Annotated in this window: 13 protein-coding genes; 5 read left to right on the forward strand and 8 right to left on the reverse strand. The window is 69.8% G+C overall.

The features are described from left to right. Positions 1–236: 236 nt before the first annotated feature. The 4 genes from FL311_RS32180 to FL311_RS32195 all read right to left on the reverse strand — a co-directional run bounded on the left by FL311_RS32180 (position 237) and on the right by FL311_RS32195 (position 4,968). Entirely contained in the window at positions 237–1,313 is a 1,077-nt protein-coding gene (locus FL311_RS32180) for an MBL fold metallo-hydrolase (RefSeq protein WP_141331240.1), read from the reverse strand. Positions 1,314–1,406: 93 nt separating this feature from the next. Then, a complete protein-coding gene (locus tag FL311_RS32185; RefSeq protein WP_141331242.1) occupies positions 1,407–2,879 on the reverse strand; it encodes an amino acid permease in 1,473 nt (490 codons plus the stop codon). An 87-nt stretch (positions 2,880–2,966) separates the two neighbouring features. Beyond that, positions 2,967–3,626, reverse strand: coding sequence for a hypothetical protein (locus FL311_RS32190; protein WP_141331244.1), 660 nt, complete (start codon positions 3,624–3,626; stop codon positions 2,967–2,969). Positions 3,627–3,747: 121 nt separating this feature from the next. Further along, positions 3,748–4,968, reverse strand: a complete 1,221-nt coding sequence (locus tag FL311_RS32195; RefSeq protein ID WP_228557219.1) for a right-handed parallel beta-helix repeat-containing protein — start codon at positions 4,966–4,968, stop codon at positions 3,748–3,750. A 482-nt stretch (positions 4,969–5,450) separates the two neighbouring features. On the opposite strand from FL311_RS32195, the gene FL311_RS32200 reads away from it, so the two are divergent. The 3 genes from FL311_RS32200 to FL311_RS32210 are packed head-to-tail and all read left to right on the forward strand — an operon-like array spanning position 5,451 to position 7,886. Beyond that, complete coding sequence (locus FL311_RS32200) at positions 5,451–6,065, forward strand: hypothetical protein (RefSeq protein WP_141331248.1); 615 nt, start codon at positions 5,451–5,453, stop codon at positions 6,063–6,065. Next, positions 6,062–7,078, forward strand: a complete 1,017-nt coding sequence (locus FL311_RS32205) for a DUF2071 domain-containing protein (protein WP_141331250.1) — start codon at positions 6,062–6,064, stop codon at positions 7,076–7,078. Before FL311_RS32200 ends, FL311_RS32205 begins: the two co-directional genes overlap by 4 nt. Before the next feature lie 46 nt (positions 7,079–7,124). Then, positions 7,125–7,886, forward strand: a complete 762-nt coding sequence (locus FL311_RS32210; protein ID WP_141331252.1) for a murein L,D-transpeptidase family protein — start codon at positions 7,125–7,127, stop codon at positions 7,884–7,886. A 3-nt stretch (positions 7,887–7,889) separates the two neighbouring features. Here the strand turns inward: FL311_RS32210 and FL311_RS32215 are convergent, their stop codons facing one another. Together FL311_RS32215 and FL311_RS32220 are read right to left on the reverse strand one after the other, a co-directional pair. Beyond that, the gene (locus FL311_RS32215; protein ID WP_141331254.1) at positions 7,890–8,657 is read right to left on the reverse strand and encodes a hypothetical protein; all 768 of its coding nucleotides are present in this window, start codon (positions 8,655–8,657) and stop codon (positions 7,890–7,892) included. A gap of 57 nt (positions 8,658–8,714) precedes the next feature. Continuing rightward, positions 8,715–10,055, reverse strand: coding sequence for an OmpA family protein (locus FL311_RS32220; protein ID WP_228557220.1), 1,341 nt, complete (start codon positions 10,053–10,055; stop codon positions 8,715–8,717). Positions 10,056–10,168: 113 nt separating this feature from the next. On the opposite strand from FL311_RS32220, the gene rd reads away from it, so the two are divergent. Together rd and FL311_RS32230 are read left to right on the forward strand one after the other, a co-directional pair. Beyond that, the gene (gene rd, locus FL311_RS32225; protein ID WP_063789776.1) at positions 10,169–10,342 is read left to right on the forward strand and encodes a rubredoxin; all 174 of its coding nucleotides are present in this window, start codon (positions 10,169–10,171) and stop codon (positions 10,340–10,342) included. 51 nt (positions 10,343–10,393) lie between these two features. Next, positions 10,394–12,028 carry a fumarate hydratase gene (locus FL311_RS32230; RefSeq protein ID WP_141331257.1) on the forward strand — a complete coding sequence of 545 codons (1,635 nt, stop codon included), beginning with the start codon at positions 10,394–10,396 and terminating at the stop codon, positions 12,026–12,028. A gap of 33 nt (positions 12,029–12,061) precedes the next feature. Here the strand turns inward: FL311_RS32230 and FL311_RS32235 are convergent, their stop codons facing one another. Both FL311_RS32235 and FL311_RS32240 read right to left on the reverse strand, forming a co-directional pair. Further along, positions 12,062–12,274, reverse strand: a complete 213-nt coding sequence (locus FL311_RS32235; protein WP_141331259.1) for a hypothetical protein — start codon at positions 12,272–12,274, stop codon at positions 12,062–12,064. 126 nt (positions 12,275–12,400) lie between these two features. Then, on the reverse strand, positions 12,401–14,431 hold a 2,031-nt coding region (locus FL311_RS32240), incomplete at its 5' end, for a M13 family metallopeptidase (protein WP_141331261.1).

Here is a 14,431-nt window from a genome sequence, read left to right on the forward strand (position 1 = left end):
CCCCACCCGCCAGGCCCCCTGACGCCGTCCGACGGACAGCGGCGCGAGGCTCAGCAGATGGTCTGGTCCCGCCAGCGCGTGCAGCGCACCTGAACCAACACCCGCGAGCGCGATGAGAGGCATCGTCAAGGCTCCTTCCACCTTGCATGGAAAGATGCCCATCGCGCATGCCCCGTTCCAAGACATCGTTTGGATGAGGGTGATAGCCCGGGGCTATCACCCGCCAGCACGGCCGCCTACCCGCCCAGCACGGGACGCGGGGCCAGCGCCGGGGAAGAAACCTCGCGCCACCAGGGCGTCACCGCCTCGACGCGCGTGGGCTCGCTCGCGGCCCCCAACCGGGGCGTGAACAAGCGCACCTGCTGCTCCGAGGCCAGCCGGACGAGCGTCTCCGCGGGCTCGTCCCACGCGTGCAGCGCCAGGTTGAAGGTGCCCCAGTGCACCGGCATCAGCCGTCCACCGCCCAGCATGTCGTGGACCTTGAGCGCGTTCTCCGGCCCCAGGTGGATGCCACCCCAGCTCGGATGGAACGCGCCGACCTCCAGCATCACCAGGTCGAACGGGCCATGCAGCCGGCCCACCTCGCGGAACTCCTCTGTCAGCCCCGTGTCGCCACTGAAGAAGAGCCGATGACGCTCTCCCTCCAGCACCCACGACGCCCACAGCGTCCGGTTCCGGTCCGCCAGCCCCCGTCCCGAGAAGTGCTGCGAGGGCGTGGCCGTGAAGGTCACCGGCCCCACCGAGTGCTTCTCCCACCAGTCCAGCTCGGTGATGAGCTCCGGCGCCACGCCATAGGCCTCCAGGTGCATCCCCACGCCCAGCGCGGTGATGAACGGGACGCGCAGCTTCGCCAGCGCGGTGATGGTGGCGCGGCACAGGTGGTCGTAGTGGTCATGTGACACCAGCACCGCATCCAGCGCGGGGAGTGTCTCCAGCGACACCGGCACCGGGTGGAAGCGGCGAGGGCCCGCGAAGGACATGAGCGAGGCGCGCTCGCCGAAGACGGGGTCCGTGAGGATGCGCGCGCCGTCCAGCTCCAGCAGCATCGTGCTGTGCCCCAGCCACGTCACCCGCAGGCCGGAGTCGGGCCGCCGGGTCCACGCCTCGAGCGGGCTGTCCAGCGGGAGGATGCCGGGCGGCGTGCGCTGGGTGCCGCCGAAGAAGTACTCACCCAGCAGCGGGAGCGGATTGCCCTGGAGGCCGGGCCCCACGGGAGCGGTGTTGCGAAACCGGCCATCCTCGTACCGCCGCGAGGCGCGCATCTTCTCGAGCCTCGCGCCCGAAGGCCCACAATCCCGTCTGGAAGAACCCATGCGGCCTCTTCTAACGGGCGCCCCTGACTCTGGCCACCTCGCCAGCAGCCCGGACGTCCACGCCAACGCTCGCCTCCCCGCCCGCCGGGTGGCTCAGGGCGGAGGGGTGTGAGACGCCTCCTCCCGGGCCACGCGTGAGTGGCGCCGCCCGTAGCCGAAGTAGATGACCAGGCCCAGGCCCAGCCAGAGTACCAGCCGCAGCCACGTCTCCAGTCCCAACCCCAGCATCAGCGCGCCGCAGGTGAGGATGCCCAGGATGGGGACCGCGGGGACGAACGGCGTGCGGAAGGGCCGGGGCAGGTCCGGCTGCGTGTAGCGCAGCACCAGGATGCCGGCGCAGACCACCATGAACGCGAACAGCGTGCCGATGGACACCAGGTGCCCCAACAGGCCGATGGGGAACAGCCCCGCGACCACCATGGCCACCACGCCCGTGATGAGCGTGGAGACGTAGGGCGTGCGGAAGCGCGGATGGATGCGGCCGAAGAAGTCCGGCAGCAGACCGTCGCGCGCCATGGCGTAGAAGACGCGGGGCTGGCCCATCAACATCACCAACACCACCGACGCGAGGCCCGCGATGGCGCCCAGGCCGACGATGGGACGAAGCCACGCCAGCGCGGGGCCGCCCTTGGAGATGGCCACGTAGACGGGCTCGGCGACATCCAGCTCGTGGTACGGCGCCAGCCCCGTCATCACGCCCGCCATCAGGACGTAGAGCACGGTGCACACCACCAGCGAGCCGAGGATGCCCATGGGCAAGTCCCGCTTCGGGTTCTTCGTCTCCTGCGCGGCGGTGGAGACCGCGTCGAAGCCGATGTACGCGAAGAAGATGACGCCCGCGCCCGCCAGCACCCCGCTCCAGCCGAACTGACCGAACTCCCCTTGGTTGGGCGGGATGAAGGGCGTCCAGTGCTCGCGCTCGACGTGGAAGGCGCCGAAGACGATGACCAGCAGGACGATGGCCACCTTCACGAAGACGATGATGTTGTTGACGCGCGCGGACTCGTGGATGCCCACGACGAGCAGCGCGGTGAGCACGCCCACCAGCACCACCGCCGGCAGGTTGATGAGCGCCCCGGTGGCGTGCGGCACGAGCGAGCCGGGCGTCGTCCCGAAGGGCGCGTTGGCCAGGGCCGCGGGCAGCTCCCAGCCCACGTAGTCGCGCAGGAAGGCGGTGAAGTAGCCGGACCACCCCACCGCCACCGCCGATGACGCGAAGAGGTACTCCAGCATCAGGTCCCAGCCGATGATCCACGCCACCAACTCGCCCAGCGTCGCGTAGCCGTACGTGTACGCGCTGCCCGCGACCGGAATCATCGAGGCGAACTCCGCGTAGCACAGCCCGGCGAGCAGACAGCCGAAGCCCGCCAGCACGAAGGACAGGACGATGGCCGGGCCCGAGTGCTGCGCCGCCGCCGTCCCCGTCACCACGAAGATGCCGGCGCCGATGATGGCGCCGATGCCCAGCAACGTGAGCTGGAACCCATTGAGGGTACGGTGCAGCTGCTGTCCCTCGCCGTCTTCACCCTGGAGCCTCGCCAGGCTCTTCTTCGACCAGATTCCCACGGCCGGCAGTCAACGCCGACTCCCAAGCCTTCGGGAAGCGCGGAGGTCGGAGGGAGCCGCGCAACTGTCACCCGGCGAGCGAAACGCCTACCAGCGACGGTCCTCACGGCGCTCACGGCGGTCCTCGCGACGCTCCGCCTTGTCCTCGCGCACCTCCTGGTAGCCCTCGCGAATCTCGCGCTCCCCCAGGCGGATGAGCTCCTGGATGAGGTCGCGCTTGCGGTGCAGGGCCCCGCCACTCCGACGGCCCTCCAGCTCCGCCAGGTCCTTCGCGATGGCCTGCCGCGAGCGCAGGGTGGCCAGCTCCGCCTTGACGTCCCGCTTGTCGTCGCGGGCATCGCGCCGGTCATCCCGGAGGTCGCGGCGCCCATCGGAGCGACGGCCCCAGGCCGCATCGTCCCGGACCTCCCAGGCCTCCGCGCGGGCCTCGCGCTGACTGCGCTTCGCCTCCGAGCGCGCCGACGCCAGCTCGACGCGGCTCTCCTGCAGCTCCATGCGCATCAGCTGACGGAGGCGGAGCTCCACGGCGCGCATCTCACGTTCGTCGTTGCGGCTCCAGGCCCGGTCGAAGCGGCCGAGCACCGACTTCAGCTCCGCCACGTCCAGGCGGTCATCCTTGAGTTCGCGCCGGTTCTCGTGCTGCTCGTGGTGGTTCTGGCCGCGCTCGGACGGATTCGCACGGAACTGCGCCTGGGCGCTGCCGGCGAAGAGGAGTCCAGCGAGCAGGGCGGAAGAGAAGGCGTTCATGGGGAGGGGTCCTCGGGAGCACGAAGCTCGCTTGCGTGTTCTGGGCTTTCCGACGCCCCTGGCCCCGATTTATTCGAGGCCACCCCGCTCCCCCTCGGCGCCGAGGTGGGATTCACGCCGACTACTGGGAGCCGACGGTGCAGTCCCCCGTCACGGTGGGGGCCGGAGCGCCGTTCACCGTGTTGCCGGTGAAGACGTTGTCCGACGCCAGCACCAGCTCCACCGCGCCGCTCCCCCGGTTGCAGACCACGACGCCCCCCATCCCCGCCTGGTTGTAGAGGAAGCGGTTGCGGCGGAGCGTGACGGCGCGCGTGCCCAGGTCCTCCAGGTAGATGGCCGCGCCAGGCCCTCGCGTCACGGTGTTGCGCTCGAAGAGGTTGTCCTCGATGAGGTCGTTGTTCGGCTGGAAGTAGTGCAGCGCGCCGCCGCCTCCCAGGTCATAGGTGCCCTGCGGATTGGGCCACGTCAGGAACGGGCGCACGACGAGGGTGCTCCACTGGCTGCCCCGGAAGGCCACCAGGGTGTTGCCGCGGAACGTGTTGCCGCGGACCACGGAGTTCTGACCGTGGGTGACGCACATCGCGCCGCCGCCCGCCATGGACGACGTGCCCGGCTGCGCGAAGCGGTCGATGTCGAACGTGCGGTTGTTCTCGAACACGGTGTTCTCCACGCGCGAGCCGTTGGTGAACATGAGGTCCAGCGCGCCGCACTTGGCCGCGGACTCGTTGTCGCGGAACAGGGAGTTCAGGATGGTCACCGGCCCCGGGTAGTAGGCCCACAGCGCGGCGCGCGTCCAAGCCCGCTCGCCGTTGTAGTCGTTCTTGCGCACCCGCTCGAAGACCATGTGCTCGAACACGGGGTGCCCGTTGCCCACGGAGCCGGGGCCGTAGAAGTTCATGCCCCACCAGCCATACGGATTGGTGGAGGTGAAGGTGACCTTCTTCTGCGCGGTGCCGCGCACCTGGATGCCGCCGTAGACGCGCAGCTCCACGCGCCCCTTGTGGTAGTTCATCACGTCGTCGATGGAGCTGTTCACGTCGGCCTGCGTCACCTCGGGGCGGCCCTTGAAGTCGATGACGACGCCCGGCTGGACCGTGAGCACCTGGCCCCTCGGAATCGTGACGACGCCCTGCGCATCGCCGATGACCTGGTAGGGCGAGCCCGCCTCCGTCAGCGTCCCGGAGAGCGTCCCCGTGATGACGGTGCCCGCCTTCGGGCCCTTGTCCACGTCACGGGCGACAGGGCGCGGTGGCGAGGCGGCCTCGGAGCGAGCGGGCACGGACAATGACAGGCACACGAGCACCCAATGAGCCATCGACAGCGGTCGCGACGGAGTCTTCATGAGGTGCGGGCAGGTAACACGGGCGGCAAGCCCCCACCATCGCATGACGGTCCGATGCGAGCCCGCTGCGCTCGCCGTCCATCCTGCACACCGGTACGCCGCGCGCTCACTCCCGCGAGCACTTCCCCACCCCGCGGTCGGGATTCCCGAGCCGACCCGGCGAGTCGGTGGGAGGTCCGGGTGGACGGGAGGGTCGCGGACGAGGTGCTCCAGCTCACGCGCCCACGGGCTGGTGCTCACCCGACAGGGCCGCCACGCGGAGGCCATCGTCCCGTTGGAGGGGTGCCAAGGACGCGTACGTCCTCCTCGATGCCTTGCTCGCGCTCGGGACCGCGCAACGCGGCGTGGGACGCCTCGAGGAGGCCCTGGCCACGCAACAGCGCACCCGGACACCAGGTGCCCGCGGCTGGAAGAGGTGGAGGCGTTCCTCGGGGAGCCCCCCCTCCGCGCGCCGCGCCGGGTCGCGTAGACTTCGCGCCACGATGAACCGCGACGAAGCGAACCAGGCCCTCGAGCTCATCCGCCGGGTCGTCTCCCAGGCACGGGATGACTCGGCCCTCCAGAACTGGGGCGTCATCTGGATGCTCCATGGCTTCACCAACGCCGCGGGCTTCGCCGGCACGCAGTGGCTGTGGACCGGAGGCCACCGCACACCCGAGGCCTACGTGATGCTCTGGGCGCTGGTGCTCGGCTTCAACATCGTCACCATCTTCCTGCTCAAGCGCGGACAGACGGCGGGCGCGCGCTCGTTCATCGAGCGGCAGATCTGGGCCATCTGGAGCACCTTCGTGGGCGGAATGGTGCTGGTGGCGCTCTGCAACTGGCTGCTCGGCCTGGACCGGCTGTTCATGCCCGCCATGTCCTGCGTGTTGTTCGCCACGGCCTTCTCGATGATGGGCGCGCTGATGGGCCGCGTCTGGTTCGCGGTGGCCGCCTTCTTCGCGGTCATGGCGCTGGTGATGACCCGCCTGCCGGACCACGCCTACGGCCTGCTGGCGGGGCTGTGGCTCGTGGTGCAGTGCGGAGGCGGGCTCGCGCTGCACCGGGCCCGACTGCGCAGGCTCGCGTCGCAGCGGCCCCAGGCGCGGCTGGTATGAAGCCGGAGTCGCTCGCCGCGCTGGTGGCCCTCGCGACCGAACCCTGGGGGCTGGACGAGCAGGAGCTCCATGCACGCCTCTCGCTCGCGGGAGTGGCGGATCCAGGCTCCGCGCTGCGAGCCCTCTCGGGCGCCGGGCTGGTGCGACAGGAGCGACGTCGCTGGACACCGACGCCCTCCGGGCACGAGGCGCTCAGACATGCCGAGGGCCTGCTCGCGGCCAGTCAGGACCCGAGCCCCAGCTCTGCGGACATGGAGGAGTGTCCGTCGGTGCCCTGGCTCACGCAGGTGCAGACGCACTGGGTGGAGGCCGTGTCGCTCAACTACGCCGTGGACCCGGAGCGACTGGCGCGCATCCTGCCGGCACCCCTGGTGCCCGAGCTGCACCGAGGCACGGCGTGGGTGCAGGTGCTGATGTCCTCGCTGCGCGACATGCGCCCCCAGGGGGTGTCTCCGCTGCTCGGCGTGTGCTTCTACCAGGTGAGCTACCGGGCCGCGGTGCGCTACCGCAACGCGCGGGGCGAGTGGCGGCGCGGCGGCTACTTCGTGCGCAGCGAGACGAATGATCCGGTGATGCGCCGGGTGGGCAACACGCTGGACGAGTTCCGCTTCCACGAGTTCGGCGAGGCCCAGATGGTGATGGCCCGCGAGGGCGAGCTGCTCACCCTGGCGGTGGACCCGGAGGCGCGCTTCGCCGGGGGTCGACTGGTGGCGGTGTTCGACACGCGCCCCAGGACCGAGCCTCCCGTCGGCAGCGTGTGGACGGGATTGGAGGACCTGCACGAGCCCCTGGTCGAGTGCTACGACGCGCTCGGTGTCTCCGGCGACTTCGTCTACGTGCTCACCATCGACCGTGCCCCGTGGAACGCGCGCTTCTGCACGCCCGTGGAGCTGTACTGTGAGTACTTCGAGGACGGTCCGCTCGCCCCGGGCGCTCGGCTGGACTCGGTGCTCCATCTCACCGAGTGCGCGTACCGCTGGCGGCCCCTGCGCCGGGAGCGTCACGCGCCATGACGGTCAGCGCCGGAACGATGGCGGGGCCCGCGGTGTCCAAGCCGCGATGAGCCCTTCCCTCTTCCGAATCGTCAGCCTCCTGGGCGTCCTCCTCGCGCTGGGCGCGCAGGCCAAGGACCGCGTCGCCACGGCGCGCCAGGGTCGCATGAAGGACGTCATGGCCCTCTTCGCCGCGGCGAAGACCCCGTGGCCCACCGAGCAGCTCTACGTGCGGGCCTTCAAGCACGAGCGCGAGCTGGAGGTCTGGGCGGGTCCGAAGGACGGGCCCCTGGTGAAGGTGCGGACCTATCCCTTCTGCGCCGCGTCCGGTGAGCTCGGCCCCAAGCGGAGGCAGGGAGACCTGCAGGTCCCCGAGGGCTTCTACACCATCGACCTCTTCAACCCGATGAGCAGCTACCACCTGTCCATGCGGGTCAGCTATCCGAACCCGGCGGACAAGCACCACAAGACGCCCGGTGTCTCGCTCGGCGGCGACATCTACGTGCACGGGGACTGCGTGAGCATCGGGTGCATCGCCATCGAGGACGGCCCCATCGAGGAGCTGTACCTGATGGCCCTCGACACACGCGCGCACACGAAGAGGGATCCGATCATCCACATCTTCCCGCGCAGGCTCGACGCGGCGGGGATGACGGCGCTGGAGGCCCAGGCGGGGACGGACGCGAAGCTCCTCGCCCTCTGGCGGAGCCTCGCGCCCGCGTATACCGGGTTCGAGGAGAGCCGGCGGGTGCCGCGCACGAGCATCGACACGAAGACGGGCGAGTACCGCGTGGCGCCCGCCCCGAAGCCGCGCGCCGCGGGCCGCTGACGACTACGGGTACAAGAAGCCCGCAGCCTGGGCGTCCGCCTTGCTCAGAGTCAGGTCGCCCGCGCGTCGTCCGCACCCCCAATGGAGCATCACCGAAGCCGGGTCCGGGTCCGTCAGCGGGCAGGTGTTGGCCTGCCCCGGACACGTGGCGCTCGGCTCGTGCAGGAAGCCCAGCACGTGTCCCAGCTCGTGCCGCAGCAGGCCCGCCAGCGTGTACGGCGCGATGGAGCCGAAGGCCGTGGTGTCGATGAGGACGTTGCGCGCCGAGCGAGCCGCGTTCGGGAAGAACGCCCGCGCGTAGTAGGCCGCGCCGTTGACGGGACGGACATCGAAGATGACCCCTGCCTGCGAGGCCGTGCACGCGCCGTCGAAGCTGGACGCGTGGATGAAGTCCACGTTGGCCGCCGCCTCCCACGCGGCCGCCGCCTGGTTCAGCGCGTTCACCACCACCGCGTGCCTCGCACCGAACGCCGTGCTGACGCAGTAGCGCAAATCGCGCGCCTCGGAGGGCGTCCACTTGACGATGACACTCTCGGGACAGCCCACCACGAGGCCCGGCCCATTCGAACGCTCCAGGTACGCCCGGAGCGCCGACGCGCCATCGAAGGCCAGGTCACCCTCGACGACGTACACCTCCGAGTCGGGCTCCCGGTACACCTCGAGCCGCTGACTGGAGACCGTCGCTGTCTGCTCCGGCTCGGCTCCGGCGCACGACGTGACGAGGACCGCACCGCCTAGCAGCAGCACTCCCGTGAAGCAGATGGCACGCATGGACTCCCCCCTTCGAGGGAGACACTAGCCCATCCCAGGACGCGGGCGCGGCCCGCGCTACTTGCCGCGCACCAGCACGATGTCCACGCGGCGGTTCAGCTCACGGCCGCGAGGAATCAGGTTGGGCGCCTTGGGACGGGTGTCCCCCAGGCCCGCGGTCTCGATGCGGGTGGGATTCAGCCCCTCGCGCACCAGCGCGTCCGCCAGGGCCTTCGCCCGCGCCTCGGAGAGCGCCTGCCGAGCCGTCGCGGGCGCCTCGCGGTTGTCCGTGTGCCCCTCCAGCCGCAGCTTCAGCGACTCGTCCCGCACCAGCATGTCCACCAGCAGCGCGATGTCGCCCGTGGACCCCTTGCGCGGCGCGGCCTGCTTCTCCGCGAAGCGCGGCGGCTTGGGCAGCTCCACCCGCTCGTTCTTCACGCTGGCCTGCGCCGTCTTCTTCGCCGGCGCCTTCGTCAGCGTGAAGGACACCGTGGCCTCGCGCTCGCGGGTCACCTTCACCTGACGCGTCTGGGCCAGGAAGCCCTTGGCGAGCACGTCCACGGTGTACTCACCCGGCGGCAGCATCACCGGCACGGGCTTCTTCGCGCTCTTCTCGAGGATGACCTGCCGCGGCGCGCCCTTGCCCCGGACATACGCCGTGGCCTCCACCGGCTTCTTGCCCGACAGCACCTTCAACAGCAGCTTGCCCGGCGCCACCGGCCCCAGCTCCGGCGTCGCCACGGGGGGCGGCGCCATCGCGAGCGGCTGGGTCGTGGGCGGCGGCGTCACCGGCGGAGGCGGCAGGGGCAACGTCACCGGCGCCCGGGCCACCACGGCGGGCGGGCCCGCGTCCTCCACCAGCGAGGCGTCCGCGAGCTGCGCGGTCATCTCCGCCGACACGTCATGGTTGAGCTTCAGCTTGAGGCGGGGGTCCGGCGCGGTGGGGTTGATGCCGGGGAGCACCCGCACCTTCATGCGCAGCCCCTTCTGCGCCTGGAACGTGACGGACGCCGTCATCTTCCAGAGGAAGCCGCTCTCCTCGCTGAAGAGGTTCCACGCGTCGTTGTTGGTGTAGGTGACGCGCGACACCAGCGTGTACGAGCCCTCGTCCACCTTGAGCGCCGCGAGCCGGTGGACACCAGGGCCACTGAGGACGTCCAGCCCGGGGACCGCCAGCGGCTGGCCATTGAGGATGAAGTCCACCTCGAGGAGCTTGTAGGCCCGAGCGCCGCCGGCGCCGGGCAGTCCCTCGTAGGTGATGACGATTTCGGGCGGAGGCGTCTTGACCAGCGCCTGGAGCTGACGGTCCAGGTCTTCGCGGGCGCGCTGCTCGACGGAGGAGGGCTCGGCCGCGCGCGCCGTGGCGCTCGCGAGAGCCAGGATGCCGAGCCACAGTGCTTGGACGGAAGAGGAAGCCACGGGGGTCCACAGCATCGCACAACCTGGGCCCTCCGCGAGTTGTCAGCCGGGCAAGCTGACCACCAGCCGACCGTCAGGCCCCCTCCCCTCCCAGACCGCGCTATCCTCACTCCATGTCCAAGGCCAGGCGCTACCGCTGCACCGCGTGCGAGCACATCTATGACCCCGCTCTGGGCGACCCCGACACCGGCATCCCCCCGGGGACGGCCTTTGAGGACCTCCCGGACGACTGGATGTGCCCGGATTGCATGTCTCCGAAGTCCTCCTTCGAACCCCTGGACGACTGAGCCACGGGGGGCTACTCCTCGGCGCCGGAGACTCCTCGAAAAGGCCGTGAGATGACCGACTTTCAGTTCCAGGAAATGCTTCCGCTGGGCAAGGACGAGACGCCCTACCGCCTGCTCACGAAGGACTACGTCACGCCCATCGAGGCCGCCGGGCGTTCCTTCATCCAGGTGGCACCGGAGGCCATCTCCCTGTTGACGCGGGAGGCGATGCGCGACATCGCCCACCTGCTGCGTCCCGGGCACCTTGGCCAGCTCTCGAACATCCTGAAGGACCCCGAGGCGTCCTCGAATGATCGCTTCGTGGCGCTGGAGCTCCTGAAGAACGCGAACATCGCCGCCGGTGGCGTGCTGCCGTCCTGCCAGGACACGGGCACCGCCATCGTGATGGGCAAGAAGGGCCAGCACGTCCTCACGGACGGGCGCGACGAGGAGGCCATCTCCCGGGGCGTGTTCGACACGTACCGCACGTCCAACCTGCGCTACTCGCAGATGGCGCCGCTGGACATGTACAAGGAGGTCAACACCGGCAACAACCTGCCCGCGCAGATCGAGCTCTACGCGACGGCGGGTGACGCCTACAAGTTCCTGTTCATGGCCAAGGGTGGCGGCTCGGCGAACAAGAGCTACCTGTACCAGGAGACCAAGGCGGTCCTGAACCCGCAGAGCCTGCTGGCGTTCCTGGACGCGAAGATCCGCTCGCTGGGCACGGCGGCGTGTCCGCCGTACCACCTGGCCATCGTGGTGGGCGGCACGTCCGCGGAGTTCGCGCTGAAGACGGCGAAGTACGCCTCCGCGCGCTACCTGGACACGCTGCCCACCGAGGGCAACGCGCTGGGCCGGGGCTTCCGCGACGTGGAGCTGGAGCAGAAGGTGCTGGAGCTGACGCAGCGCATGGGCATCGGCGCGCAGTTCGGCGGCAAGTACTTCTGTCACGACGTGCGGGTCATCCGCCTGCCGCGTCATGGCGCCTCGTGTCCGGTGGCCATCGCGGTGTCGTGCTCGGCGGACCGGCAGATCCTGGGGAAGATCACGCGGGACGGCGTCTACCTGGAGCAACTGGAGGCGGACCCGGCGAAGTACCTGCCGGAGACGACGGAGTCGGACCTGGGCGGCGAGGTGGTGAAGCTGGACCTGAACCGGCCGATGAGCGAGCTGCGGGCGGAGCTGTCGCGCTACCCCATCAAGACGCGCCTGTCGCTGTCGGGGCCGATGGTGGTGGCGCGCGACATCGCGCACGCGAAGCTCAAGGAGCGGCTGGACCGCGGCGAGGGCATGCCGCAGTACCTGAAGGACCGCATGGTGTACTACGCGGGTCCGGCGAAGACGCCGGAGGGCTACGCGTCCGGTTCGTTCGGTCCGACGACGGCGGGTCGCATGGACGCGTACGTGGACCAGTTCCAGGCGGAGGGTGGCAGCTTCGTGATGTTGGCGAAGGGCAACCGCTCGCAGGCCGTGACGGATGCGTGCAAGAAGCACGGCGGCTTCTACCTGGGCTCCATCGGCGGTCCCGCGGCGCGGCTGGCCAAGGACTGCATCACCAAGGTGGAGGTCCTCGAGTACGAGGAGCTGGGCATGGAGGCCGTGTGGAAGATCGAGGTCGTCGACTTCCCGGCGTTCATCGTGGTGGATGACAAGGGCAACGACTTCTTCGCCAACATCAACAAGCCCACGGCGAAGAAGGGCTGAGTCACATCGCGCCGGCGTCTGGCGGGTTCAACGTCAGACGTCCGGCAGCGAGGGCGACACCGGCGCGGCCTTCTTCTTCGGGATGAGGTTGCGCCGGGGGCCCTTGAGGGCCACGCCCAGCAGCATGCTGGCGGGCAGCAACATGCCCAGCCCTTGCGTGAGGTTCTCCGGGGGACGCACCACGGCGCCCAACAGCAGCGCGGAGAACAACAGACCACAGACGAGCCGAAGCAGGATGGGGCTCACGGAGCGAGACCTCGGGGACGAGAGTTCCCCAGCCTAAACATCCGCGAGCCCCTGTCCACCCGGCCCCGGCACGCCCTCACGTCCACGCCCCACCGTCCAGGTCGGACCGTGGGGCATGGGAGCGCACTACCAGATCTTCACGCGCTTCTCGGGGGCGAGGTACGCGGCGTCGCCTTCCTTCACGCCGAACGCCTCGTAGAACTCCGTCATGTTCCGCAGCACGCCGTTGACGCGGTACTGCGGCGGCGAGTGCGGATCCGTCAGCAGCATCTGGCGCATCGCATCGTCACGGTACAGCCCGCGCCAGATCTGCCCCCAGCCGAGGAAGAAGCGCTGCGGCCCCGTGAAGCCGGCGATGGAGGGCGCCTCCTTGCCCTGCAGCGACAGCGTGTAGGCCTTGTACGCCACCGCCAGGCCGCTCAGGTCGCCGATGTTCTCGCCCAGCGTCAGCTCGCCGTTGACCTTCATGGCCTCCAGCGGGCTGAAGCCCGAGTACTGCTCCACCAGCACCGCCGTGCGCTGCTTGAAGCCCGCCTGGTCCTGCTCCGTCCACCAGTTGCGCAGGTTGCCGTCACCGTCGGAGCGGCTGCCCTGGTCGTCGAAGCCGTGGCTGAACTCGTGGCCGATGACCGCGCCGATGGCGCCGTAGTTCGTCGCGTCGTCCGCGTCCGGGTTGAAGAACGGCGGCTGCAGGATGGCGGCCGGGAAGACGATCTCGTTCATCGTGGAGCTGTAGTAGGCATTCACCGTCTGCGGCGTCATGCCCCACTCCTGACGGTCGATGGGCTTGCCCAGCTTGCTCACCATGTACGCGTGGTCGAACACCTCGCTGCGGCGCACGTTGGCCACCAGCTCCCCGGGGACGATCTTCAGGCGCGAGTAGTCACGCCACTTGTCCGGGTAGCCGATCTTCACGTTGAACTTGGACAGCTTCGCCTGGGCCTGCGCCTTCGTCTCGGCGCTCATCCAGTCCAGCCCGTCGATGCCCTGACGGAACGCCTCGCGCAGGTTCGCCACCAGCTCCTGCATGCGCTGCTTGGAGGCCGGAGAGAAGTGCCGCTCCACGTAGAGCTGGCCCACGGCCTCGCCCAGCGAGCCCTCCACCGTCGTCACCGCGCGCTTCCAACGCGGGCGGTTCTCCTGCAGGCCCTGCAGCGTCTTGCCGTAGAACTCGAAGGACGCCTGCTCGAAGGCGGACGACAACATCGGCGCGCGGCCGGACAGCACCTTGTACGTCAGGTACTGCTTGAGCACGGGCAGCGGCGTGGCCTCCACCGTCTGAGCCAGCGCCTGGAGGAAGTCGGGCTGACGGACGATGACGCCGGGCGTCTTCTGCGCGCCGGTGGCCTTCAGGAAGCGCGCCCACGAGAAGCCGGGCGTCAGCGCGTCCAGCTCCTTGACCGTCTTCAGGTTGTAGGTGGCCTCGCGGTCCCGGTTCTTCACCCGGTCCCAGCTCTTCTCGGCCAGCTTCGCCTCGAGCGCGAAGATGTCCTCGGCCGCCTTCTTCGCGTCCTTCTCACCCGCCAGCGTGAGCAGCTTCTCGATGTACGTCAGGTACGCGGCGCGGATGTCGACGAAGCGCTGCTCCGTCTTCGTGTAGTAGTCGCGGTCCGGCAGCCCCAGGCCGCTCTGGCTGACCTGCGCGATGTAGCGCGTGGCCTGCTTCTGGTCCTGGCCCACGTACATGACGAACGGCGTCTGCAGGCCGTTGCGCTGCATCTCCGCGAACAGCTCCGGCAGGCCCGCCTTGCTCTTGAGCGCCTTGACGCGCGAGAGCTCGGAAGCCACGGGCTTCAGGCCCAGCTTCTCGATGCGCGCGGTGTCCATGAAGCTGTTGTAGAGGTCGCCCACCTTCTGCGGCGTGGAGCCCGCGGGGCGCGCCTTCGCGGCGGCGGCCTCCTCGATGATGGCGCGCATCGCCAGCTCGGACTTGTCCGCCAGCTCGATGAACGTGCCGTAGCGCGCGCGGTCCGCGGGGATGGGCGTGGTCTTAAGCCAGGTGCCGTTGACGAACTGGTAGAAGTCGTCCTGCGGGCGGACGGCGCGGTCCAGGTTCTTCAGCTCCACGCCCAGCCGGCGCACGGCCTCCTCGGAGACCTCCTCGACGACGGGCGCCGCGGCGGGAGCCTCGGCCACGGGGGCGGCGGGGGCCTCGGC

Source organism: Myxococcus sp. AB025B, assembly GCF_006518215.1.
Classification (GTDB): domain Bacteria; phylum Myxococcota; class Myxococcia; order Myxococcales; family Myxococcaceae; genus Myxococcus; species Myxococcus fulvus.

Bases quoted from the DNA above. Each gene is read 5' to 3' on its own strand.
- FL311_RS32180 (WP_141331240.1), bottom strand. From the start codon at position 1,313: ATGGGTTCTTCCAGACGGGATTGTGGGCCTTCGGGCGCGAGGCTCGAG.
- FL311_RS32190 (WP_141331244.1), bottom strand. From the start codon at position 3,626: ATGAACGCCTTCTCTTCCGCCCTGCTCGCTGGACTCCTCTTCGCCGGC.
- FL311_RS32195 (WP_228557219.1), bottom strand. From the start codon at position 4,968: ATGAAGACTCCGTCGCGACCGCTGTCGATGGCTCATTGGGTGCTCGTG.
- FL311_RS32200 (WP_141331248.1), top strand. From the start codon at position 5,451: ATGAACCGCGACGAAGCGAACCAGGCCCTCGAGCTCATCCGCCGGGTC.
- FL311_RS32205 (WP_141331250.1), top strand. From the start codon at position 6,062: ATGAAGCCGGAGTCGCTCGCCGCGCTGGTGGCCCTCGCGACCGAACCC.
- FL311_RS32210 (WP_141331252.1), top strand. From the start codon at position 7,125: ATGAGCCCTTCCCTCTTCCGAATCGTCAGCCTCCTGGGCGTCCTCCTC.
- FL311_RS32215 (WP_141331254.1), bottom strand. From the start codon at position 8,657: ATGCGTGCCATCTGCTTCACGGGAGTGCTGCTGCTAGGCGGTGCGGTC.
- rd (WP_063789776.1), top strand. From the start codon at position 10,169: ATGTCCAAGGCCAGGCGCTACCGCTGCACCGCGTGCGAGCACATCTAT.
- FL311_RS32230 (WP_141331257.1), top strand. From the start codon at position 10,394: ATGACCGACTTTCAGTTCCAGGAAATGCTTCCGCTGGGCAAGGACGAG.